Here is a 21,568-nt window from a genome sequence, read left to right on the forward strand (position 1 = left end):
AGATCGTGAGCATCGCCTCTAATGAAGTGAACGTTTTGGTCCGTCCGGATTCCTACCTGACGCTGCATTACCGCATCACGCTGGCCTCGGGCCCGGGGGCGGGTTCCGTGTTCACCGACACCTTCGACGGCCGTCCCGGCACGCTGCAGATGGGCGGCGGGCAGTGGGCGCCCGGGCTTGAGGCCGCGTTGGTCGGCCGCGCCGAAGGCGACAAGTTCAGCGTCACCATCGAACCGGCCGACGCCTATGGCGACCGCAACCCCGAACTGATCCAGCGCGTGACGCGCGCCATGCTGGCGCAACATGCCGGCGAGGACGCCACGTTCGAACCTGGCGACCTGGTCGAATTCACCGCGCCCAACGGCGGCCGCTATTCGGGCGTCCTCAAGGAAATCAACGACGACTCCGCGCTGTTCGATTTCAACCACCCGCTGGCAGGCATCAGCCTGAAAGTGGACGTGGCGCTGCTGGGAGTCCTTTGATGAGCCAGGCTGTCACCGCCTCCGGCGCCGAAGTCCTGCTGGCGCAGCCGCGCGGCTTCTGCGCAGGCGTGGATCGCGCCATCGATATCGTCGAGCGGGCCATCGAACTGCACGGCGCACCCATCTATGTGCGCCACGAGATCGTCCACAACCGCTACGTCGTCGAAGACCTGCGCGCCAAGGGCGCCATCTTCATCGACGAGCTCGACGATGCGCCCGCGGGCGCCATCGTGGTGTTCTCGGCGCATGGCGTCTCCAAGGCCGTGCGCGCCGAAGCGGAATCGCGCGGCCTGCAGGTCTTCGACGCCACCTGCCCGCTGGTCACCAAGGTCCACATCGAGGTCGCGCGCATGCGCGCGGCCGGCCGCGAGATCATCATGATCGGCCACAAGGGGCATCCCGAGGTCGAAGGCACCCTGGGCCAGGCGCAGGGCGGCATGTACCTGGTCGAAACCGTCGAAGACGTGGCCGGCCTTGAGGTCACCGATCCGGAAAACCTGGCCTACGTCACGCAGACCACGCTGTCGGTCGATGACGCGGCCGCCGTGTCGCAGGCGCTCAAGGCACGCTTTCCCAGCATCGCCGAGCCCAAGAAAAGCGACATCTGCTATGCCACGCAGAACCGGCAGGATGCAGTCAAGATCCTGGCGCCGGAATGCGATCTGGTGCTGGTCGTGGGCAGCCCGAACAGCTCGAATTCCAATCGCCTGCGCGAAGTGGCCGAGCGCAAGGGCGTCGCGTCGTATCTCATCGACGGCGCGGACTCCATCGATCCGGCGTGGCTCGTGGACCGCAAGCGCATCGGCGTGACCGCAGGCGCTTCGGCGCCGGAAGTGCTGGTGCAGCAGGTGATTGCGCGCGTCAAGGAACTGGGCGCCGTCTCGGTGCGCAAGATGCCTGGCCTGGAAGAGAACGTGGCGTTCCCGTTGCCCAAGGGCTTGTCGCGCAAGGCGGCCAAGACCGAATCGCTGGAATGAACAAGCGCCGCCCACGCGGGCGGCGCCATAAGAATACCGAGGAGACTACATGCAGCTTTACAGCTACTTCCGCAGCTCGGCCGCGTACCGCGTGCGCATCGCCCTGAACCTGAAGGGCCTGCCGTACGAATACGTGCCGGTGCATCTTCTGAAGGATGGCGGCCAGCAGCTTTCGGCCGACTACCGCAAGGTGAACCCGACGGCGCTGGTGCCCGCGCTGGTGGATGGCGATGCGGTCATCGGCCAGTCATTGGCCATCATCGAATACCTGGAAGAAACGCATCCCGAAACGCCGCTGCTGCCGGCGGACGCCATCGGCCGCGCCCGTGTGCGCGATCTGGCGCTGGGCATTGCCTGCGACACGCATCCGCTGAACAACCTGCGCGTGCTGAAGTATCTGAAGCACACGCTGGGCGTGGATGAAGCCGCCAAGACCGCCTGGTACAAGCACTGGGTGCATCAGGGCCTTGAAGCGTTGGAAGCCCAACTGGCAGGCTCCCGCGCCACGGGCCAGTTCTGCCATGGCGACACGCCCACCATTGCGGACCTGTGCCTGGTGCCGCAAGTGGCGAATGCGCAGCGCTTCGAGTGTGACCTGTCGGCCATGCCCAATGTGCTGCGCATAGATGCGGCGTGCCGCGCATTGCCGGCATTTGAGGCGGCCGCGCCGGGCAAGCAGCCCGACGCGGAGTGATAGCCGGGGCTGATCAGACCCGGCTGATCAGCCGATCTGCACCGGCACGAAGATCTTGTCTTCGCCGCGCTGCACCAGCAAGGCCACGGTCTTGCCCGCCTTGGACAACTCGGCCTTCACCTGGCCGACGTTGTGCACCGGCACCCCATTGAGCGACAGCAGCACGTCGCCGGGCTGAATGCCAGCCTTGGCGGCGGGGCCGGCCGAACGCTCGATGAGCAGGCCTTCCGCACCCGACTCCTGCTGCTCCTGCGGGTTCAGGGGGCGCAGCGCCAGGCCAAGCTGGCCGCGCTGCACTTCCTGGCCGTCCGCCGACGCCTGCGACTTGTCCTTGGGCACGCCACCCAGCGTCGCGACCATTTCCTTCTGACCGCCATTGCGCCACACGTCCAGCTTGATCTTCTCGCCGGGGGCGGCCATGGTGATCGTCGACGCCAGGTCGCCGGAAGACACGATGGTCTTGCCGTCGATCTTGCGCACCACGTCGCCCGGCTGCAAGCCGGCCTTTTCAGCGGCGCTACCCTTTTCGACGCTCGACACCAGCGCGCCCGACGGCGTATCCAGCTTGAACGAGTCAGCCAGGTCCTGATTCACTTCCTGCACCGTCACGCCCAGACGCGCATGCTGCACCTTGCCGTGCTCAAGGATCTGGTCCTTGATCTTGTAGGCCAGGTCAATGGGGATCGAGAACGACAGGCCCTGGAAACCGCCGGTGCGGCTGTAGATCTGCGAGTTGATGCCCACCACTTCGCCGCGGTCGTTGAACAGCGGGCCGCCCGAGTTGCCGGGGTTCACGGCCACGTCGGTCTGGATGAACGGCACCGAGGTGTCGTCCGGCAGCGAACGGCCCTTGGCGCTGACGATGCCGGCGGTGGCGGTGTTCTCCAGGCCGTAGGGCGAGCCGATGGCCAGCACCCATTCGCCAACTTGCAGCTTGTTCACGTCGCCCACCTTGATGACCGGCAGATTCTTCGCCTCGATCTTGATGACGGCAACGTCGGTCTGCGGGTCGGCGCCCAGAACCTTGGCCTTGTATTCGCGGCGGTCGGTCATCTTCACGGTCACTTCCTTGGCGTCCTGGACCACGTGCGCGTTGGTCAGGATGATGCCGTCCGAACTGACGATGAAGCCCGAGCCTTCGCCGCGCATCGGCACTTCACGGGCCGGCGCGCGGCCGCGTGCGCCGGGGACCTGGCCAAAGAACTGCGCGAGCGGGTCGTCGCTTTCGGCGGCGGACACCTTGCGCGTGCCGCTGACGCTGATGTTGACGACCGCCGGGCCGGACTCGCGAGTGATCTGCGCGAAGTTGGGCGGCACCGATGCGCTGATCGGCTGGGAAGCGGCGGTGGCAGCGGGGGCTTCGGCAGCCATCGAAACGCTGCCGGTCAAGGCGGTTGCGCCTGCGCCGCCAATGGCGCCGGCAGCCAGCAGCGCCAGGACGAGGCGCGAGGGTTTGATTTGCGTGGTCTTCATGTCGGCTCCTGCGATCATGTTGGGAACATGGCGCTATCTTCGAGCCGCACGCTTAGGTGAAACTTAAGCGGAGGAATTCACATCAAGCAGGAAAATCCACGCGCGCGCGCAGGCCTTGGCCGGCGGGCGTGTCTTCAAGGGTGATGGTGGCGCCGTGGCGGTCAGCGATGGTGCGCGCGATGGCCAGCCCCAGTCCACTGCCATGCGTCGTGTTGCCTTCGGCGCGGTAGAAACGGTCGAATACGCGTTCGCGCTCATGGACCGGGATGCCCGGCCCCTCATCGTCGATCAGCAGCGACATCCGGTCCGGGCCGTGGTCCAGACGCATCCCGATGCGGCCACCGGCAGGCGAGTGCTTGATCGCGTTGTCCAGCAGATTGCGCACCAGCAGCACCAGCGCATCGCGATTGCCTTGCACCTGCGCCCGGGCGTCGCCGTCCAGCGCGATGTCGATGGATTTGGCGTTCGCCTCGGGCAACGTTTCGGACAGGGCCTGGCGCAGCACGTCCCCCAGGTCCACGGGCGCCAGCGGCGTCTGTTCCTGGGCGCCTTCCTGGCGCGCCATCGACAATAGCTGCTCGACCAGCCGCGTGGCGCGATCGATGCCGGCGGCCAGGCGCTGTTCGGCAAGCTGGCGGGCGCCGGAATCTGGCGCGCGCTGCAGCGCCTGCATCTGCAGGCGCAATGCGGCCAGCGGCGAGCGCAGTTCATGCGCCGCGTCACCCACGAACTGCTTCTGCTGGGCAAAAGCGCCGCGCATGCGCTCGAGCAGCAGGTTCAGTTCTTGCACCAACGGGCGGATTTCATCGGGCAACCCGCGCACGCTGACGGGCGACAGGTCTTCGGGCTGGCGCGCGGCCACTTGTGCGCGTGCGCGCTTGACCGGGTGCAGCGACCAGCTGACGACGCACCAGATGATCAGCATCAGCAGCGGCGCGGCCGCCGCGATCGGCGCGACGGTGCGCAGCGCAAGCGTGCTGGCCATGTTCTTGCGCACGCGCATGTCCTGCGCCACCTGGATCACCTGGAACGGCGTGGCCAGCGAATACACGCGATAGGTTTCGCCTTCCAGCTTGGCGTCGGAAAACCCCAGCACGATCTGGCTGGGCAGGCGCAGGCGGGAGCGGGAATTGAAGACGCGCAAACCGTCGGGCGTCCAGATCTGGATGATGAGGTCATCGGCAACGGGGGAGCCGGCGCCCCGCGCGTGGGTGGGGCCGGTACTTAGCAGCCCGTCGCCGGTGCCCAGCGACAGGGCGGTGCGCTGCAGCAGCGAGTCAAAGATGTCGTCGGCTTGCGCCAACGTGCTGCGGTAGGCGATTGCGCCTTGCACCAGTGCGCCGACCGCGATGGCGGCCAGCAGAAAGAAAAGCAGCCGGGCTCTCAGCGAATAGCTAAGCGGAATGCTCATGTTTTGGGGATGACATAGCCGACGCCTCTGACGTTCTGGATCAAATTGGGACCCAGTTTCTTGCGCAGGCCATGAATATAAACCTCAACGGCATTGCTGCTGATGCTGTCCTTCCAGCTATAGAGCTTTTCCTCGAGCTGGGCGCGCGAGAAGATCATGCCCGGACGCGCGATCAGGGGTTCGAGCACCGCCCATTCGCGGGCGGTCAACGCCACCGGCGCGCCGTCCACCATGGCGGCATGGGACTGAGGGTCGATGGTGATGCCGTCGTGTTCGAAGATGGGCTCGGCCCGGCCCGCGCTGCGGCGGATCAGGGCCCGCATGCGCGCCAGCAGTTCGTCCACGTCATAGGGTTTGACGATGTAGTCGTCCGCGCCCGCATCCAGCCCGGCGATCCGGTCGCTGACCGCGTCGCGCGCGGTGGCGATGAGCACCGGCGTACGGTCCTTGCGCGTGCGCATGTCGCGCAGCAAGGTCAGGCCATCCCGTTTGGGCAGGCCCAGGTCGAGCAGGACAAGATCGTAGGGATCGGTGCGCAGTGCAGAGTCCGCCGCGCTGCCGTCCCGAACCCAATCGACGGCGTAGTGTTCCGCGCGCAGGCAGTCCAATACGCTTTCGCCGATCATCATGTCGTCTTCCACGAGAAGAATGCGCATGTCTTTTTCCGCTGGGATGGTCCAAGGGGGTTGGACGCGTGGCGATCGGCGCGAGTTCCCGGCCGGGGCGCGGACAGAGTGGGGCTGGGGCGGAAATGAAAAAAGCAGCCCGAGAGGGCTGCTTTTTGGAAATCTGGTGCCGGCAATAGGAGTCGAACCTACGACCTTCGCATTACGAATGCGCTGCTCTACCAACTGAGCTATGCCGGCAAGACCATTTGCTTTTGTTTCTGGACCAAGCCGGAAAGCGGTAAGCAAAACATCTTTTTTCTTCCAGTTCGCTGCTTTTTTTAGGGCCCGATCTGGAAAGACCGAAACTATATCAGAGTTTTTTCGCGATGGGCAACAACATGCGCAAAAAATTCAGAAAAAAACGAGATTTGCATGCGTTGAATTTTTAGTTCATAATTTCGGTCTTGGCAGATCCCCGATAGCTCAGTCGGTAGAGCGACGGACTGTTAATCCGCAGGTCGCTGGTTCGAGCCCAGCTCGGGGAGCCAAAAGAATTTTGGGCCGCTCACGCAAGTGAGTGGCCCTTTTGGTTTTTGCGGTGGCGTGTAGCGTCAGCAATATAGTCACCAAGCGCATTGACTAAGAAGGCGATCTAAGAAGGCGATCGGCATGAATGACGAAAACCGCGGCCGCGACCAAAGCGGCCAGGGCAACCAGTCCGTGCAAGACAAGCGCGTCGGCGTCACCGTCATCTCGGGCTTTCTGGGTAGCGGCAAGACGTCGCTCTTGAATCGCCTGCTGCAAGAGCCTGCGTATGCCGACGCGGTGGTCATCGTCAACGAATATGGCGATATCGGCGTCGACCATCATCTGGTGCGTCTGGCGCCGGACAAGGTTGTGTTGGTCGAGGGCGGTTGCCTGTGCTGCGTGGTCAGCGGTTCGGTGGTCGACACCTTGCGCGATCTCTTCATGCAGGCCGTCGGTCGCAAGATCAAACCGTTCCGCCGCGTCATCATCGAGACCAGCGGTCTCGCGGATCCGGCGCCCATCCTCTTCACCCTGAAGCACGAACGTTTTCTGGCCGAGCGCTACGCGTATCGCGGCGCGATTGTTGTGGTGTCGGCGACGCACGGCGTCGGCCAGCTGGACGCTCAGCCTGAGGCGGCCCGGCAGCTTGCGCTTGCCGATACGGTTGTGATCAGCAAGTCCGATCTTGCCGATGCGGCGCAACTGCGTGATGTCGAGCAGGCGATCGCGGTCATCAATCCCGGCGCCCGGCGCTGCGCGCAGCGCCCGGATGCGCCGCTGGCCGCCGGCTTGCGCGAGGGGCCTGATCTTCTTGCCCGGCGCGATGGGGTGGCCACGGCAAAGTGGCTTGGGGCGTTCTCCCGGAAGGCCGCCACCCGCCATGCGGACGTAAGCAGTTTTTCGCTCACGCTGGAAACGCCTCTGAGCCGCCCGGCGTTTCTGGCGGGCATCGCGCGCATTCAAGAGCGGTACGGGCAAGGCCTGCTCAGAATGAAGGGGCTCATCTGCTTCGACGGCGAATCGCATCCTTGTGAAGTGCATGGGGTGCATGGCGAGTTGTATCCCTTGCAGTCCTTGAGCGGCTGGCCGGACGAGGTGCGCGCCTCGCGGCTGGTGTTCATCGTTCGTGGCCTGGCCGTGCCGGAGGTGGCTGCCGCCGTGCGCCAGGCATTGGGCCGGCCGGCCGCCTGATCGCGCGGAAGGACCCCGTTTCATTGATCGATATTCCGTTGCTGATGCTGCACGGAAATACGGTATAACCGGTACGGTCTGATGCACTTGCCGAGACAATGATGGATCGACTGAAAGCCATGCAGGTGTTCGTCGAGGTTGCCGATCGAGGCAGCCTGTCGGCGGCCGCCGTCCATCTGGACATGTCGCGCGCCATGGTGTCGCGATACCTGGCCGAGATGGAGCAATGGGTCGGCGTGCGCCTGCTGCATCGCACGACGCGGCGCCTCAGTCTGACTCCGGCCGGCGCCGAAACCTTGCCGCGCTGCCGTCAGATGCTGGATATGGTTGGCGATCTGCATAGCGCTGTCGCCACGCCCGAGGACACGCCGCGCGGCCTGTTGCGCATCACTACCAGCATGTCATTTGGCGCCCGCCATCTGGCGCCGGCCGTCACCGATTACGTCAAACGGCATCCAGGCACGTCGGTGGACCTGATGTTGGTCGAGCGGGCGGTCAATCTGGTGGAAGAGCGCGTCGACCTTGCCGTGCGCATCACGAACGATCTGGATCCCAACCTGATTGCGCGCAAGCTGGCCGTGTGCCGCTCCGTGGTCTGCGCATCTCCGGAATACCTGGCGCGCGAAGGCATGCCGGCGCGCATCGAAGACCTGTCGCTGCGCAACTGCCTGACCCATTCGTATTTCGGCAAAAGCCTGTGGCGTTTCGAGCGTGACGGCGAGCCGGTCGATGTGCCCGTGGGCGGCAGCATCAGTGCCAACGAAGTGTCGGTGTTGTGCAGCGCCGCCGTGGAAGGGGCGGGCATCGCGATGTTGCCCACTTACTATGCCGCCGAATACATCGCCTCGGGCAAGCTGCAGGTCGTTCTGCCGCAGTGCAAACCCCAGGAGCTCGGCATTTACGGGGTTTACGCCTCGCGCCGCCAGATGCCGCTGATTTTGCGTTCGATGCTGGATTATCTTGCCGAACGGCTGGGGGCGGCGCCGTGGGATAAGCCTGCAGGGTAGATTGGCGGGCCAGGCCGGGTGCGCCGCAGCTTGAGGGCTGAATGGATGGCGGTATAATTTGCCGGCATTTGACCCAAAAAAAACCTTAACAATCGTTCCGGTCTGGTGGCAGGCCGGCGCAATCCAGGGCTCAGCTCGGTTTGCGCAAGGGGGCGAGCCTTTCTGGCAGCGGCATTTCCGCCGCACGGCAGTGGCCGATGCCTGTTGGTTCTAGTCTTTTGCTATCAATTTTGCGGAAAGGGTTTGGTGCCGGAGGTTCCGGCGCGTTCCGCGGCCATATTGGCGATAGGCGTCAGCGTTGCTGGCGCCAGCTTTTCCAGAATTTGCTCAGACGTTTGCCGCAGCCTCGCAGCCGCGGCAGGCATTCCGCCTTACAGGCGCCAGCGTGACGGTTTCGCGCAGGGCTGCGCCATGAGGCGAGGGCGCGGCGGTAAAACAGGAAGCCAGTGACAATTTCGCAAGCCAACATTGACTGTTGCGTCGCCGCTCATGCGGCGGCCTGGTCGTTTGCGCGTGACCGCCGCCCCGATGGCTGCGAATTCGGCCGCTCGTTTTTTTATTTTCAATCCGGCGCCGCAAATGAAAAAGGCCCGGCGAATGCCAGGCCTTCATCAAATTGGTTGCGGGGGCAGGATTTGAACCTACGACCTTCGGGTTATGAGCCCGACGAGCTGCCAGACTGCTCCACCCCGCGTCTGAGAAAAGAATATTAACCTTATTTCCAACCAAGCGCAAGTTAGCCCTTTTTGAATTTGGATGTCGATGAACGATAGCGAGGCAATACTCGTGCTGGAAACCGCGCTGCTGTGCGCGGTGCAGCCGATGCAGATTTCCGATATGCGAAAGCTGTTCGGGGATGATGAACAGTTCGACAGCGGCACGGTGCGCCGGCTTCTGGAGACCTTGCAAGGCAACTGGGCCGACGGCGGGCTGGAGCTTGTGCAACTCGCCTCTGGCTGGCGTTTTCAAAGCCGGCCCAGCATGCAGCGCTACCTGGAGCGCCTGAGCCCCGAAAAACCGCCCAAGTATTCGCGCGCCGTGATGGAAACGCTGGCCATCGTGGCCTGGCGCCAACCCGTGACGCGCGGCGATATCGAAGACATCCGGGGTGTGACGGTTTCGTCGCAGATCGTGAAGGCGCTTGAGGATCGCGGCTGGATCGAAGTTATCGGCCATCGCGACGCCCCGGGGCGTCCCGCGCTGTTCGGCACCACGCGCCAGTTCCTGGATGATCTGGGTCTGCGCGCGCTGGATGAGCTGCCGCCGCTCGAATCCGCGCACGCAGCCGCCGCGCTTGCCGGTTTGGATCTGGGTGAAGTGCAGCAGGTGTTGGGCGAGGCGCCGGAGCCGGCCGAAGGTGAGGGCAGCCCGGATGCCGCGCCGGCGGAAGCGGGGGCGGAAACGCCGGATTCCGTGCAGGATGGTCTACTCCAGGCGGGCCCGGATGCGCCGCAAGAAGCAGCGCAAGAAGGAGCGCAAGAACCCGCGCAAGAACCCGCGCAAGATGGCGAGAATCCGTCCTCCGCCAATGCTGACTCCGGATCCTCCGAGATTTTCCCCGTTGCGGAATTGTCTGTTTCGGAAGACGATGCCCCCATAGCGGCCGTCGATAGCGTAGAATCCCAGCTTTCGCGCACAGAAGAAGGCGCGGATCCCGCCGACGAATCCACCGTCCGGGAGCAAGCCGAAGGCTTGTCCAATACGCCGCTCTCGTCCGATCTTCCCGACGACAGAGCTGGCAACGACATTTCCGATATGGCCGCCGACGCCTCCGAGGCCGGTGCTGCAAAGGAAAGAGTCGAGAACGCAAAACACGCGGAACCGACTGACCCGACTGACAAGACCGATGCCGTGGCCCCTGGCGACGCCAGGCGTGAGCCCGTTCATGGTCTTGACGAGGCCGTTCAGCCCGAACCCGATGCCGCCTCCGCGACCTCGGAAGAGGCGGACCCCGACCGGCCCAGGTCTGACCCGGATTCGGCGTCCCCAGATGATGACGAGCCTGCTCCCCGCAGGCCTACCCAAGTTTGAAATTCGGAGCTGTCCCAGTGACAACGAATACAGCAATGCAGGACGACACCCCCCGTTCGGATGACGCCGCTGCCGGCGCGCAGCCGGAATCCTCCGCCGCGCGCGAACCGGCCGCCGAAGGCGAAGCCGGCGCCCGCAGCCGCGGACGCAAGCTCAGGACGCCGTTCCGCCGCCGCCGCGGCGACGCTGCCGCCGAGCAGGCCCCCGCCGCCGAAGGGCAGGCCGCCGTGCCCGCTGCGCAGGTCGAGTCCGCGGACTCCCAGGGTGGCGAGCAGGAAGCCGAGCAGGCGCTGTCCTACCTGGATACGGCTGACCGCATGGAGCAGCGGCTGGGCAAGTATCTGAACAGCGAAGCGGTCATGCCCAAGCTGCACAAGGTGCTGGCCGACGCCGGGATCGGTTCGCGCCGCGAAATGGAAGAATTGATCGTGGCGGGCCGGGTGTCCGTCAATGGCGAGCCCGCGCATATCGGCCAGCGCGTGGGTCCCAACGATCAGGTGCGCGTCAATGGCAAACCCATCATGCGCACGAACACCAAAAAGCCGCCGCGCGTGATCCTGTATCACAAGCCCGCCGGCGAGATCGTCAGCCACGACGATCCCGGTGGCCGCGCCAGCGTCTTTGCCCGGTTGCCCAAGCTGCGCACCGGCAAGTGGCTCTCGGTGGGCCGTCTTGACCTGAACACCGAAGGCCTGCTCATCTTCACGACGTCGGGCGACATGGCCAACCGGATCATGCACCCCCGATATGGCACGGAACGCGAGTACGCCGTTCGCGTGCTGGGCGAAATGGACGAGGCGCAGCGCCAGTCGCTGGTCGACGGCATCGAACTCGAAGACGGTCTTGCCGCATTTGGCGCGCTGGACTACCTGGGTGGCGACGGCAGCAACCGCTGGTATCGCGTCACGCTGCAGGAAGGCCGCAACCGCGAAGTCCGCCGCATGTTCGAAGCGGTCGGCGTCACGGTCAGCCGCCTGATCCGCACGCGCTTCGGCGATGTGGTGCTGCCGCGCACCCTGCGCCGTGGCCGCTGGGATGAATTGGACGCTTCCCTGGTTACCGCGCTGATGGTCCAGCTGGGACTGTTGCGTGAAGACGACGATTCGTCGGGCAACCGCCGCCGTTCCAAGCAGCCGCAATCGCACGACAGCGCGTTGCCTCCCGGATTCGGTACGCTGGACCGCAACGGCATGAACGGCGCCCGCATCGGCCGCCGCGGCAAGTTGCAGGGTGGTGGCGTGGGCAGCGCGGGGCACGCTGCCGCGTGTCCTTCCGATCCTTTCGGCACCGGCCTCATGATCGCCGGCGGCTATGCCAACGGCCACCCGCTCTCGGGCGAGTCCGGCCTTGGCAACCGCAAGAACAAACCGGGTCCGCGCTCCGCTGGCGCCGGCAAGTCCGGCGGCAAGCCGGGCGGTAAGCCGGGCGGCAAGATGGGTGGACGTGCGGGCGGCAACGCACGCGGTCCCCGCGCCGCCGCGAACGCCGGCGCAGGCAATCCGATGGCGAGCAGCCCGGTGGCCGGCAATCCGATGGCTGGCAACCCGGCTGCAGGCGGCGTGGGCGAGGGCTCGGCAGGCACGGGCCGCCGGCCTGGCGGCAAGTCCGGTGGCAAGCCGGGCGGCGGCAAGTCCGCTGGCGCCAAACCGGCAGGTGCGCGTAGCGGCAATCCGGGTCGTGGCGGCAAGCCGGCCGCTGGCGGCCGCGGCGGCAACAAGTCCGAAGGCCCGCGCACCGGTGGCAACAAGGGTCCCGGCGCCGGTGGCAAGCCGCGTACGCCGCGTAGCGGCAGTCCCCGCGGCGAGGGTGGCGCCCAGCGTGGCGACGATTGGCAGCCCCGCGGTGCTTCGGCGCACGAATCCCGTCTGGGTGTCGTGGGCGGTGGCCGGGGTCGTCAGGGTCGCTGATCCTGGCAGGGCGGCTCGCAGACTGCGCCGCCGCCCCGCATCCGTCCCATATAAACGTAAGCCCGTGACGAATCAGGCGATTTTCCCGTTTATCTGGTAAAATCAATGGTTTTCATGGCTTCGCGTCATGGCTTTTTGCCGGAAGCACTGGTTTCTTTAAGTGCGCTTTACCGCAAAAAGCTCGTCGGTTGCATGCTCGTTGGCTGTATTCGGGCCGATCGGGCGCACGGCTTTGTGCTGGCGTGTTGCTGGCTGGCGTGTTGCCGGGCGATGTTTGCAGCAATCTCCTTGGCGCGTGCCGCTTTCCGCGGAAGGCGCACAGGCGCCACGGTATCCAGAGGAACCCGGCCCAGCCAAACCCGGCAAAAGTCGGGTCCGGTACCGGGTCGGGAAATCAGGGCGGCGCAAGCCAAAATTTAGGTCGCAATAGAGGGCACTGCCCAGCATTGCTCCTTACGTGTAGTAGGGAAGCGGCTGGGCTCTGTGCAATATCGGTGGGCTGGGCGTGCAGCCCATTTTTTTTGAGTATATGGCTGATTTATTCGCATTGACCGAAGAGGCTCTGGCCGGCATGGACGTTGAACTTGTCGACGTCGAGCGTGCCGCCCTGGGCCTTTTGCGCGTCACGATCGATCGGGTCGGCGGTGTGCGCATCGAAGACTGCGAGCAGGTGTCCCGCCAATTGTCGCGGGTCTTTGAGGTCGAGAACGTCGACTACAAGCGCCTCGAAGTGGGTTCGCCGGGCGTTGATCGCCCGCTGCGTACCGAGGCGGAGTTCCGCCGTTTCGCAGGCGAGCGCATCGAAATCAAGCTGCGCGAGGCATTGGACGGCCGCAAGGTCTTCTCGGGCACGTTGACCGTGCCGGAAGACGAGGCCGCAGCTTCCGACGCTGCTGGAATGCACAAGACCGTGTTCGGTCTCGAATTTGAGGCAAAAAAGAACGAAGTCCAGGTGTTGAATTTCACGGTCGAAGATATCGAGCGTGCAAAACTGGATCCCGTTCTGGATTTCAAGGGCAAAAAGCGATGAGTCGCGAAATTCTTCTGTTGGTCGATGCCTTGGCGCGTGAAAAGAACGTCACGCGTGACGTCGTTTTCGGCGCTCTCGAAAGTGCGCTGGCCTCGGCCATGAAAAAGCGCTTCAAGGATGATGCGGACATTCGTGTTTCCATCGATAGGGAAACGGGAGACCACGAAGGCTTCCGCCGCTGGCTGGTCGTGCCCGATGAGGCCGGTCTGCAAGAACCCGACAAGCAGGAAATGCTGTCGGACGCCGAGGAAATCGTCCCCGGCATCAAGGAAGGCGAGTTCATCGAAGAGCCCCTCGAACCCATCGAGTTCGGCCGTATCGGCGCCCAGGCGGCCAAGCAGGCCATCCTGCAAAAGATCCGCGACGCCGAGCGTGAACAGGTGCTGAACGACTTCCTGGACCGTGGTGAAACCATCGTGTCCGGAACGATCAAGCGCATGGACAAGGGCGACGCCATCGTCGAAACCGGCAAGATCGAAGCGCGCCTGCCGCGCTCCGAGATGATCCCCAAGGAAAACCTGCGGGTTGCCGATCGTGTTCGCGCTTTCGTGTTGCGTGTTGACCACGCCGCGCGAGGCCAGCAGGTGATCCTGTCGCGCACGTCGCCCGAGTTCATCCGCCAGCTATTTGAGAACGAAGTGCCCGAGATCGAGCAGGGTCTGCTCGAGATCAAGGCTGCCGCCCGCGATGCCGGCGTGCGTGCCAAGATCGCCGTGGTGGCATACGATAAGCGTATCGATCCCATCGGGACGTGTGTGGGCATGCGCGGTTCGCGCGTGACCGCCGTGCGCAACGAACTCGGCGGCGAGCAGGTCGACATCGTGCTGTGGTCCGAAGACCCCGCGCAGTTCGTCATCGGCGCGCTGGCGCCGGCCAACGTCGAGTCCATCGTTGTCGATGAAGACAAGCATGCGATGGACGTCGTGGTCGACGAGGAAAACCTGCCGAAGGCCATCGGCGCCAAGGGCCAGAACGTGCGCCTGGCGTCGGAACTGACCGGCTGGCAGATCAACATCATGACGCCGGAAGAAAGCCTGAATCGCCAGGAAGTCGAGCGTTCGGGTCTGCGCACCACGTTCATGAGCAAGCTGGACGTCGACGAGGAAGTCGCTGACATCCTGATCGACGAAGGATTTACCGGTATCGAGGAAATCGCCTACGTTCCCATGCAGGAACTGCTGGAAATCGAGGCGTTTGACGAAGACACCATCAACGAGTTGCGCGCCCGTGCCCGCAATGCGCTGCTGACCGAGGCAATCGCCCAGGAAGAGCGCCTTGAAACCGCACAGGATTTGCTTGAACTCGAAGGCATGACGCCGGAACTGGCCGCCAAGCTGGCCGAGCGTCAAGTGCATACGCGTGATGATCTGGCCGAATTGGCAACGGACGAACTGGCGGAAATCGCCGGTCTGACCGAAGAAGAAGCCAGCGATCTCATCATGCGTGCCCGCGCCCATTGGTTCGACGAAGAATAACCAAAAGGACACGGGTCTGCGGTGGGCGATGCTGCCGCTTCATCCACCGCAAGTTCACGTTGTTTGTAATAGCTGCCTATAGGGAAGAGAGAGCCTAATGTCGAGTAATACCGTCGCCCAGTTCGCTACCGAGCTGAAAATGCCTGCCAACGTGCTGCTGGATCAGCTGCGTTCGGCTGGCGTTGACCTCAAATCGGTTGACGATTCCGTCACCGACAGCGACAAGGCGAAATTGCTCGAATCGCTGCGTCGCGCACACGGCGCAACCGAAGGCAAGAAGATCACGCTGACGCGCCGCCAGACTTCCGAGATCCGGCAAGCCGACGCTACCGGGCGTTCGCGCACGATCCAGGTCGAAGTGCGCAAGAAGCGCGTCTTCGTCAAGCGCGACCCGTCCGAACTCGCTCTGGAACAGGCTGCTTCGGCCCGTCCCGAAGAAGAAGTTGCGGAGCAAGCCGCTCCGCAGGTTTCCGCACCGGCTGCCCCCGCAGCTGATGCGGCGCCTGTTGCTGCAGAAGCACGCGAAACGGCGCCTGTAGAGGCCGAAGCTCCCGCCCAGGCCGAAGCGCCGCAGCAGGAGCCCGCCGCTGCCGAAGCCCCCGCCACGGTCGAAGCGCCCGCGGCAACCGAACCCGTCGCGGCCGAAGCGCCCGCCCCCGTCGAGGCCAAAGCGCCTGAAGTCCAGGCCCAGCCTGAACCCGAACCGACGCCGGCGCCTGCTCCTGCCGAGCCCGTGGCCGAAGAGGCCAAGCCCGAAATCAAGACTGAAACTACCGAGCCCCTGGCTGAAGAAGCCAAGCCGGAACCTGCTGTGCTAGCCAATAAGTCCGAAACATCTTCCTCCCAGGCCGCCGCGCCTGTCGCCCAGGCGCAGCCTGCCGCGAAATCCGAATCCGTGAAGCCCGCTGCCGCCGCGCCCGCCGCTGCGCCCAGAGTGGGTGGTCGCGTCGACAACCGCCGTGCCGCGCCGCCGCTGGCCGCTTCCGCCACGACCGCAGGCCGCGACGAAGCTCGCCGCGCCGCCGAGGCCGAGGCCGCCGCGCTGCGCGAAATGCTGAACCGTCCCCGCAAGGTGCTGCGCGCGCCCGAGCCCGAGGCGCCTGCCGCCGCGCCGATCTCCGGCACGCTGCACAAGCCTGCCGGCAAGCCCGGCGCCGCACCCGCGGCCAAGAAGGACGCCAAGCCCGCCGCGCCTGGCGCCAAGAAGACCATCAAGACCGCCGAAGTTGCTTCGACCTGGTCCGATGATTCGTCGCGCAAGAAGCCCGCCGACAAGCCGGCAGCCCCGGCCAGCCGCGATGGCTGGCGTGCGGGTGGCAAGGGCGGTGGCAAGTCGGGCGGCCGTGGTGGCCGCAACCAGCAGAACGACCGCCGCAACGAGCCGGCGCCGCAGGAATTCATCGCACGTGAAGTCCACGTGCCGGAAACCATCAGCGTGGCCGACCTGGCCCACAAGATGTCCGTCAAGGCCGCCGAAGTCATCAAGCAATTGATGAAGCTGGGCCAGATGGTCACCATCAACCAGGTGCTGGACCAGGAAACGGCCATGATCGTGGTCGAGGAACTGGGCCACGTGGCAATCGCCGCCAAGCTGGACGACCCGGAAGCCTTCCTGGACGACACCGCCACGCAATCCGAAGCCGAGCAACTGCCGCGCGCGCCGGTCGTGACCGTCATGGGCCACGTCGACCACGGCAAGACCTCGCTGCTGGACTACATCCGCCGCGCCAAGGTTGCCGCGGGTGAAGCCGGCGGCATTACGCAGCATATCGGCGCCTACCACGTGCGCACCGAGCGCGGCATGGTGACCTTCCTTGACACCCCGGGCCACGAGGCGTTTACCGCCATGCGTGCCCGCGGCGCCAAGGCGACCGACATCGTGATTCTGGTGGTCGCCGCCGACGACGGCGTGATGCCGCAGACGCGTGAAGCCATCCACCATGCCAAGGCCGCAGGCGTGCCGATCGTCGTGGCCGTGACCAAGATCGACAAGCCCTCCGCCAACCCGGAACGCGTCAAGCAGGAACTGGTTGCCGAACAAGTCGTGCCGGAAGAATACGGCGGCGACGTGCCGTTCGTGGGTGTGTCCGCCAAGACCGGCGAGGGCATCGACGACCTGCTCGAAAACGTGCTGCTGCAAGCCGAAGTGCTGGAACTGAAGGCGCCGGAAGACGCACCCGCCAAGGGTCTGGTCATCGAAGCCCGTCTGGACAAGGGCCGCGGCCCGGTCGCGACGATCCTCGTGCAAAGCGGCACCCTCAAGCGCGGCGACGTCGTGCTGGCCGGCGCAAGCTTTGGCCGTGTGCGCGCCATGCTCGACGAAAACGGCAAGCCGATCCAGACGGCCGGTCCCTCGATCCCCGTTGAGATCCAGGGCCTGACCGAAGTGCCGGCCGCCGGCGACGAGCTGATGGCACTGTCCGACGAACGCAAGGCGCGCGAAATCGCGCTGTTCCGTCAAGGCAAGTTCCGCGACGTCAAGCTGGCCCGTCAGCAGGCCGCCAAGCTCGAATCGATGTTCGACAACCTCGGCGAAGGCACCCAGACCCTCACCCTCATCGTCAAGACCGACGTGCAGGGTTCGCAGGAAGCGCTGGTGCAATCGCTGGTCAAGCTGTCCACCGACGAAGTGCGTGTGCAGGTCGTGCACGCTGCGGTCGGCGGCATCTCGGAAACCGACATCAACCTGGCCATCGCCTCGCACGCCGTCGTCATCGGCTTCAACGTGCGCGCCGACGCCAGCGCCAAGAAGCTTGCCGAGAACAACGGCATCGATGTGCGCTACTACAACATCATCTACGACGCCGTGGATGAGGTTAAGGCAGCCATGTCGGGCATGCTGGCCCCCGAGAAGAAGGAAGAAATCATCGGCCTGGTCGAGATCCGCGAGGTGTACAGCATCTCCCGCCTCGGCAACATCGCCGGTTGTATGGTGCTGGATGGCATCGTGCGCCGCGATTCCCAGGTCCGCCTGCTGCGCAACAACGTTGTTCACTGGACGGGGCACCTCGAGTCGCTGCGCCGCTTCAAGGACGACGTCAAGGAAGTCAAGTCGGGCTTCGATTGCGGTCTGACGCTGCGCGGCAACAATGACATTCAGGTGGGCGACCAGCTGGAAGTCTTTGAAATCAAGGAAATTGCGCGCACGCTGTAAAGCAGGCGCCAGGCATTGTTAATGAGCCGTCACAAGTCCAAAGCCATTCCCGGTCGCAATCTGCGGCTGGCCGACCAGATCCAGAAGGATCTGGCCGGGATCATCCAGCGCGAGATCGACACCAAACGCGCTGGATTGATCACGATTTCGGGTGTGGAACTGTCGACCGACTACGCGCATGCCAAGGTGTGGTTCACGGTTTTGGGCGCCGAGCCCGAAGCCGCCACCACCTTGCTGAACGAGAAGGCCGGCTGGCTGCATTCGCAGCTCTACAAGCTTTTGCACATCCACACCGTCCCCACTTTGCGCTTCTTCCACGACGAGCAGGTCGCTCGTGGCATCGAGATGTCGATCCTCATCGACCGCGCAAACCGCCCCGGCCCGCACTCGGGCGTACCCGACGAGCCAGAAGACCAGTCCTGAACGGGCTGTCGTCACTGCTTCAATTTTTCCGGATTTCGACGATGGCTAAACGACGCGGGCTTGCGCTCGACGGTGTGCTGTTGCTTGATAAACCCGTGGGTTTGTCGAGCAACCACGCCTTGCAGCGCGCCAAACGCGCCATGGACGCGGCAAAGGCCGGTCATACCGGCACGCTGGACCCCTTTGCCACCGGCTTGCTGGTGTGCTGCATGGGACGCGCCACCAAAATTTCCGGCGCGATGCTTGACGCCGACAAGGCATATCGCGCTACGCTGCAATTTGGATCGGAAACCGATTCCGGCGACCTGACGGGCAACGTCACGGCGACCGCCGAACCCGGTTTTGCCGTCGAGGAGCAGGCGCTGCGCGACGCGCTGTCACGTTTCTCGGGCACCATCGAGCAGATTCCGCCGATGTACTCGGCGCTCAAGCGCGACGGCAAACCGCTGTACGAGTACGCCCGCGCGGGCATCGAACTGGAACGCGCGCCGCGCAAGATCACGATTCACCGCATCGAGCTGTTGTCCCTTGACGGGACGCAGGCAGAGATCGATGTGGCTTGCAGTAAAGGCACATACATCCGAACACTGGCCCAGGACATCGGGCGCGTGCTGGGCTGTTTCGCCCACCTGACGGCGCTGCGGCGCACGCACGTCGGGCCCTTCTCTCTGGAACGCGCCGTTGAACTGGAAGCCTTGCAGGCCATGCCAGACCCCAAGCAGGCATTGCTTGCACTGAACGAATTGCCGGAGGGCTTGCTGCCCTCCACCCTGACCTTAAAGGACTCGCTATGACTCGCGCCTTGCGCAACGTCGCCATCATCGCCCACGTTGACCACGGAAAAACCACCCTGGTCGACCAGCTGCTGCGCCAATCCGGCACCTTCCGCGAAAACCAGGCGCTGACCGAACGGGTCATGGACTCGAACGACCTGGAAAAGGAACGTGGCATTACGATTCTGGCCAAGAACTGTGCCGTTGAATACGAAGGCACCCACATCAACATCGTCGACACCCCGGGCCACGCCGACTTCGGCGGTGAAGTCGAGCGCGTGCTGTCCATGGTTGACGGCGTGCTGCTGCTGGTTGACGCGGTCGAGGGCCCGATGCCCCAGACCATTTTCGTGACGCGCAAGGCACTGGCTCTGGGCCTGAAGCCCATCGTCGTGGTCAACAAGGTTGACCGTCCGGGCGCCCGTCCGGATTTCGTCATCAACGCCACGTTCGACCTGTTCGACAAGCTGGGCGCCACCGACGAGCAGCTGGACTTCCCGGTCGTGTACGCGTCGGGCCTGTCCGGTTACGCCGGTCTCACGGCCGATGTCCGCGAAGGCGACATGCGTCCGCTGTTCGAAGCCATCCTGCAACACGTGCCGCAGCGCGATGACGATCCCAACGGTCCGCTGCAGATGCAGATCATCTCGCTGGACTACAACAGCTACGTCGGCAAGATCGGCGTGGGCCGCATCAACCGTGGCCGTATGCGCCCCGGCATGGAAGTGGCCTACAAGTTCGGTCCCGATGGTCAAGGCGGCCGTGGCCGCATCAACCAGGTCCAGAAGTTCCACGGCCTGGAGCGCGTCGTGGTGGACGAAGCCGAAGCCGGCGACATCGTGCTGATCAACGGCATTGAAGACCTGGGCATTGGCTGCACCGTGACCGACCCGGTCACGCAGGAACCGCTGCCGATGCTGCGCATCGACGAACCGACGCTGACCATGAACTTCATGGTGAACACGTCGCCGCTGGCCGGCCGCGAAGGCAAGTTCGTGACCAGCCGCCAAGTGCGCGACCGTCTGGATCGCGAGCTGAAGTCCAACGTGGCGCTGCGTGTTCGCGACACCGGTGACGATACGGTTTTCGAAGTGTCGGGCCGTGGCGAACTGCACCTGACCATTCTGCTGGAAACGATGCGCCGCGAAGGCTACGAGCTGGCCGTGTCGCGTCCGCGCGTGGTGTTCAAGGAAATCGACGGCGTGAAGTGCGAGCCGTTCGAATCGCTGACCGTTGACGTCGAAGACGCCCACCAGGGCGGCGTCATGGAAGAGCTGGGCCGCCGCAAGGGCGACCTGCAGGACATGCAGCCGGACGGCCGTGGCCGTACGCGTCTGGAATACCTGATCCCGGCCCGCGGCCTGATCGGTTTCCAGAACGAATTCCTGACGCTGACGCGCGGCACGGGCTTGATGAGCCACATCTTCCACGAATACGCGCCGATCAAGGAAGGCTCCATCGGCGAGCGCCGCAACGGCGTGCTGATCAGCCAGGACAACGGCGACGCCGTGGCCTACGCGCTGTGGAAGCTGCAGGATCGCGGCCGCATGTTCGTCAACCCGGGCGATGCGCTGTACGAAGGCATGATCATCGGCATCCACAGCCGTGACAACGACCTGGTCGTGAACCCCATCAAGGGCAAGCAGCTGACCAACGTGCGCGCCTCGGGCACCGACGAAGCCGTGCGCCTGGTTCCGCCGATCCAGATGTCGCTGGAATACGCCGTGGAATTCATCGACGACGACGAACTGGTGGAAATCACCCCGAAGTCGATCCGTCTGCGCAAGCGCTACCTGCTCGAAAACGAGCGCAAGCGCGCCGCGCGCGAAGCCGCGGTCTGAGCCTGAAGGCGGCAGCCGCCGCTTGATGCCAGATCAATGAAAAGCCGCGCACCTTCGGGTGCGCGGCTTTTTTTGTGTGGCAACCCGTGCGGCCGCCGCCTACACGGCGCCGTGCTGGTGCCGGTACTCCTGCGTTCGCCCGCCATAACCGTAAGCCGCGGCGCGCGCGTCGATGACGTGCACGTACGAGCACTCGTGCAGCTCGCCCAGGATGTCCTGGAAGGCGCCGTAGATGTCCTTGATGAACCGCGCCTTCTCGGCCTTGGTGTTGGTTTCGTCCGTGACGCTGATGTCCAGGTGGAACGCGTTCTTGCCAAGCGCGGACAAGGGACGCCCGCCGATGAACCAGAGTTCATGCGGTATGTGCTGCAGCGTGATGGCGATGACGGGCAGCTTTTTTCCGAGTACGGACTGAGTCAGCGCGGCGACGGATTCGACGATGCGTTGGTCAATGGCGGCATCGGGCGCGCCGGAACGATGGATGACGATGTGGGGCATGACGGCTCTCCGGGTGGGTAGGTACAGGGCCAGTGTAGAAAGCGCGTTGACATCGGAAAAGCGGG

Annotated in this window: 17 protein-coding genes and 3 tRNA genes; 14 read left to right on the plus strand and 6 right to left on the minus strand. The window is 64.5% G+C overall.

All coding sequences use genetic code 11. The annotated features are described in order from the left end of the window. The first annotated feature begins 5 nt into the window (after positions 1-5). Genes CLM73_RS07620 through maiA form a run of 3 tightly spaced genes read left to right on the plus strand, consistent with a single transcriptional unit; the run spans position 6 to position 2,153 of the window. The gene (locus CLM73_RS07620) at positions 6-482 is read left to right on the plus strand and encodes an FKBP-type peptidyl-prolyl cis-trans isomerase (RefSeq protein ID WP_105237960.1); all 477 of its coding nucleotides are present in this window, start codon (positions 6-8) and stop codon (positions 480-482) included. Next, complete coding sequence (ispH, locus tag CLM73_RS07625; protein ID WP_105237961.1) at positions 482-1,459, plus strand: 4-hydroxy-3-methylbut-2-enyl diphosphate reductase; 978 nt, start codon at positions 482-484, stop codon at positions 1,457-1,459. Before CLM73_RS07620 ends, ispH begins: the two co-directional genes overlap by 1 nt. A gap of 49 nt (positions 1,460-1,508) precedes the next feature. Next, the gene (gene maiA / locus CLM73_RS07630) at positions 1,509-2,153 is read left to right on the plus strand and encodes a maleylacetoacetate isomerase (protein WP_105237962.1); all 645 of its coding nucleotides are present in this window, start codon (positions 1,509-1,511) and stop codon (positions 2,151-2,153) included. Positions 2,154-2,180: 27 nt separating this feature from the next. Here maiA and CLM73_RS07635 read toward each other — a convergent pair whose 3' ends face one another. From CLM73_RS07635 to CLM73_RS07650, 4 genes are all read right to left on the minus strand, one after another. Further along, on the minus strand, positions 2,181-3,626 hold the full coding sequence (locus CLM73_RS07635; protein WP_105237963.1) for a DegQ family serine endoprotease: 1,446 nt from the start codon (positions 3,624-3,626) through the stop codon (positions 2,181-2,183). Positions 3,627-3,708: 82 nt separating this feature from the next. After that, positions 3,709-5,037 carry an ATP-binding protein gene (locus CLM73_RS07640; protein WP_105237964.1) on the minus strand — a complete coding sequence of 443 codons (1,329 nt, stop codon included), beginning with the start codon at positions 5,035-5,037 and terminating at the stop codon, positions 3,709-3,711. Then, complete coding sequence (locus tag CLM73_RS07645; RefSeq protein ID WP_056567519.1) at positions 5,034-5,693, minus strand: response regulator; 660 nt, start codon at positions 5,691-5,693, stop codon at positions 5,034-5,036. Before CLM73_RS07645 ends, CLM73_RS07640 begins: the two co-directional genes overlap by 4 nt. Positions 5,694-5,827: 134 nt before the next feature. Beyond that, positions 5,828-5,903: transfer RNA gene (locus CLM73_RS07650), tRNA-Thr, on the minus strand. 214 nt (positions 5,904-6,117) lie between these two features. Between CLM73_RS07650 and CLM73_RS07655 the strand changes: the two genes are divergently transcribed. From CLM73_RS07655 to CLM73_RS07665, 3 genes are all read left to right on the plus strand, one after another. Then, positions 6,118-6,193: transfer RNA gene (locus tag CLM73_RS07655), tRNA-Asn, on the plus strand. 121 nt (positions 6,194-6,314) lie between these two features. Continuing rightward, on the plus strand, positions 6,315-7,364 hold the full coding sequence (locus CLM73_RS07660) for a CobW family GTP-binding protein (RefSeq protein ID WP_105237965.1): 1,050 nt from the start codon (positions 6,315-6,317) through the stop codon (positions 7,362-7,364). A 101-nt stretch (positions 7,365-7,465) separates the two neighbouring features. After that, positions 7,466-8,371, plus strand: coding sequence for a LysR family transcriptional regulator (locus CLM73_RS07665; protein ID WP_105241415.1), 906 nt, complete (start codon positions 7,466-7,468; stop codon positions 8,369-8,371). A 617-nt stretch (positions 8,372-8,988) separates the two neighbouring features. Here CLM73_RS07665 and CLM73_RS07670 read toward each other — a convergent pair. Next, positions 8,989-9,065, minus strand: a tRNA-Met gene (locus CLM73_RS07670). Positions 9,066-9,127: 62 nt separating this feature from the next. Here CLM73_RS07670 and scpB point away from each other — a divergent pair. The 8 genes from scpB (at position 9,128) to typA (ending at position 21,005) form a co-directional block, all read left to right on the plus strand. Continuing rightward, positions 9,128-10,402, plus strand: coding sequence for an SMC-Scp complex subunit ScpB (gene scpB, locus CLM73_RS07675; protein WP_105237966.1), 1,275 nt, complete (start codon positions 9,128-9,130; stop codon positions 10,400-10,402). Between the two features lie 35 nt (positions 10,403-10,437). Continuing rightward, positions 10,438-12,309 carry a 23S rRNA pseudouridine(2605) synthase RluB gene (rluB, locus tag CLM73_RS07680; RefSeq protein WP_199778266.1) on the plus strand — a complete coding sequence of 624 codons (1,872 nt, stop codon included), beginning with the start codon at positions 10,438-10,440 and terminating at the stop codon, positions 12,307-12,309. Positions 12,310-12,838: 529 nt separating this feature from the next. After that, a complete protein-coding gene (rimP, locus tag CLM73_RS07685) occupies positions 12,839-13,339 on the plus strand; it encodes a ribosome maturation factor RimP (protein WP_105237968.1) in 501 nt (166 codons plus the stop codon). Continuing rightward, positions 13,336-14,814 (plus strand): transcription termination factor NusA, encoded by a 1,479-nt coding sequence (gene nusA, locus CLM73_RS07690; RefSeq protein WP_056567508.1) that lies wholly within the window; start codon positions 13,336-13,338, stop codon positions 14,812-14,814. The genes rimP and nusA overlap by 4 nt, the downstream gene beginning before the upstream one ends. A gap of 97 nt (positions 14,815-14,911) precedes the next feature. After that, positions 14,912-17,968, plus strand: coding sequence for a translation initiation factor IF-2 (gene infB, locus CLM73_RS07695; RefSeq protein ID WP_105237969.1), 3,057 nt, complete (start codon positions 14,912-14,914; stop codon positions 17,966-17,968). 21 nt (positions 17,969-17,989) lie between these two features. Further along, positions 17,990-18,391 (plus strand): 30S ribosome-binding factor RbfA, encoded by a 402-nt coding sequence (rbfA, locus tag CLM73_RS07700; protein ID WP_056567500.1) that lies wholly within the window; start codon positions 17,990-17,992, stop codon positions 18,389-18,391. A gap of 41 nt (positions 18,392-18,432) precedes the next feature. Then, a complete protein-coding gene (truB, locus tag CLM73_RS07705) occupies positions 18,433-19,185 on the plus strand; it encodes a tRNA pseudouridine(55) synthase TruB (protein WP_056567497.1) in 753 nt (250 codons plus the stop codon). Then, positions 19,182-21,005 carry a translational GTPase TypA gene (typA, locus tag CLM73_RS07710; RefSeq protein WP_105237970.1) on the plus strand — a complete coding sequence of 608 codons (1,824 nt, stop codon included), beginning with the start codon at positions 19,182-19,184 and terminating at the stop codon, positions 21,003-21,005. The genes truB and typA overlap by 4 nt, the downstream gene beginning before the upstream one ends. A gap of 99 nt (positions 21,006-21,104) precedes the next feature. Here the strand turns inward: typA and CLM73_RS07715 are convergent, their stop codons facing one another. Further along, a complete protein-coding gene (locus CLM73_RS07715) occupies positions 21,105-21,503 on the minus strand; it encodes a tautomerase family protein (protein ID WP_105237971.1) in 399 nt (132 codons plus the stop codon). Between the last annotated feature and the right edge of the window lie 65 nt (positions 21,504-21,568).

Origin of the sequence: Achromobacter spanius (genome assembly GCF_002966795.1) — a bacterium.
Classification (GTDB): domain Bacteria; phylum Pseudomonadota; class Gammaproteobacteria; order Burkholderiales; family Burkholderiaceae_B; genus Achromobacter; species Achromobacter spanius_D.

What these genes read in the sequence shown, in the direction of transcription:
- CLM73_RS07715 (WP_105237971.1), bottom strand. Translation starts at nt 21,503, where the DNA reads ATGCCCCACATCGTCATCCATCGTTCCGGCGCGCCCGATGCCGCCATT.
- CLM73_RS07645 (WP_056567519.1), bottom strand. Translation starts at nt 5,693, where the DNA reads ATGCGCATTCTTCTCGTGGAAGACGACATGATGATCGGCGAAAGCGTA.
- CLM73_RS07635 (WP_105237963.1), bottom strand. Translation starts at nt 3,626, where the DNA reads ATGAAGACCACGCAAATCAAACCCTCGCGCCTCGTCCTGGCGCTGCTG.
- CLM73_RS07665 (WP_105241415.1), top strand. Translation starts at nt 7,466, where the DNA reads ATGGATCGACTGAAAGCCATGCAGGTGTTCGTCGAGGTTGCCGATCGA.
- rluB (WP_199778266.1), top strand. Translation starts at nt 10,438, where the DNA reads ATGCAGGACGACACCCCCCGTTCGGATGACGCCGCTGCCGGCGCGCAG.
- typA (WP_105237970.1), top strand. Translation starts at nt 19,182, where the DNA reads ATGACTCGCGCCTTGCGCAACGTCGCCATCATCGCCCACGTTGACCAC.
- rbfA (WP_056567500.1), top strand. Translation starts at nt 17,990, where the DNA reads ATGAGCCGTCACAAGTCCAAAGCCATTCCCGGTCGCAATCTGCGGCTG.
- CLM73_RS07640 (WP_105237964.1), bottom strand. Translation starts at nt 5,037, where the DNA reads ATGAGCATTCCGCTTAGCTATTCGCTGAGAGCCCGGCTGCTTTTCTTT.
- scpB (WP_105237966.1), top strand. Translation starts at nt 9,128, where the DNA reads ATGTCGATGAACGATAGCGAGGCAATACTCGTGCTGGAAACCGCGCTG.
- infB (WP_105237969.1), top strand. Translation starts at nt 14,912, where the DNA reads ATGTCGAGTAATACCGTCGCCCAGTTCGCTACCGAGCTGAAAATGCCT.
- ispH (WP_105237961.1), top strand. Translation starts at nt 482, where the DNA reads ATGAGCCAGGCTGTCACCGCCTCCGGCGCCGAAGTCCTGCTGGCGCAG.
- CLM73_RS07660 (WP_105237965.1), top strand. Translation starts at nt 6,315, where the DNA reads ATGAATGACGAAAACCGCGGCCGCGACCAAAGCGGCCAGGGCAACCAG.
- rimP (WP_105237968.1), top strand. Translation starts at nt 12,839, where the DNA reads ATGGCTGATTTATTCGCATTGACCGAAGAGGCTCTGGCCGGCATGGAC.
- truB (WP_056567497.1), top strand. Translation starts at nt 18,433, where the DNA reads ATGGCTAAACGACGCGGGCTTGCGCTCGACGGTGTGCTGTTGCTTGAT.
- maiA (WP_105237962.1), top strand. Translation starts at nt 1,509, where the DNA reads ATGCAGCTTTACAGCTACTTCCGCAGCTCGGCCGCGTACCGCGTGCGC.
- nusA (WP_056567508.1), top strand. Translation starts at nt 13,336, where the DNA reads ATGAGTCGCGAAATTCTTCTGTTGGTCGATGCCTTGGCGCGTGAAAAG.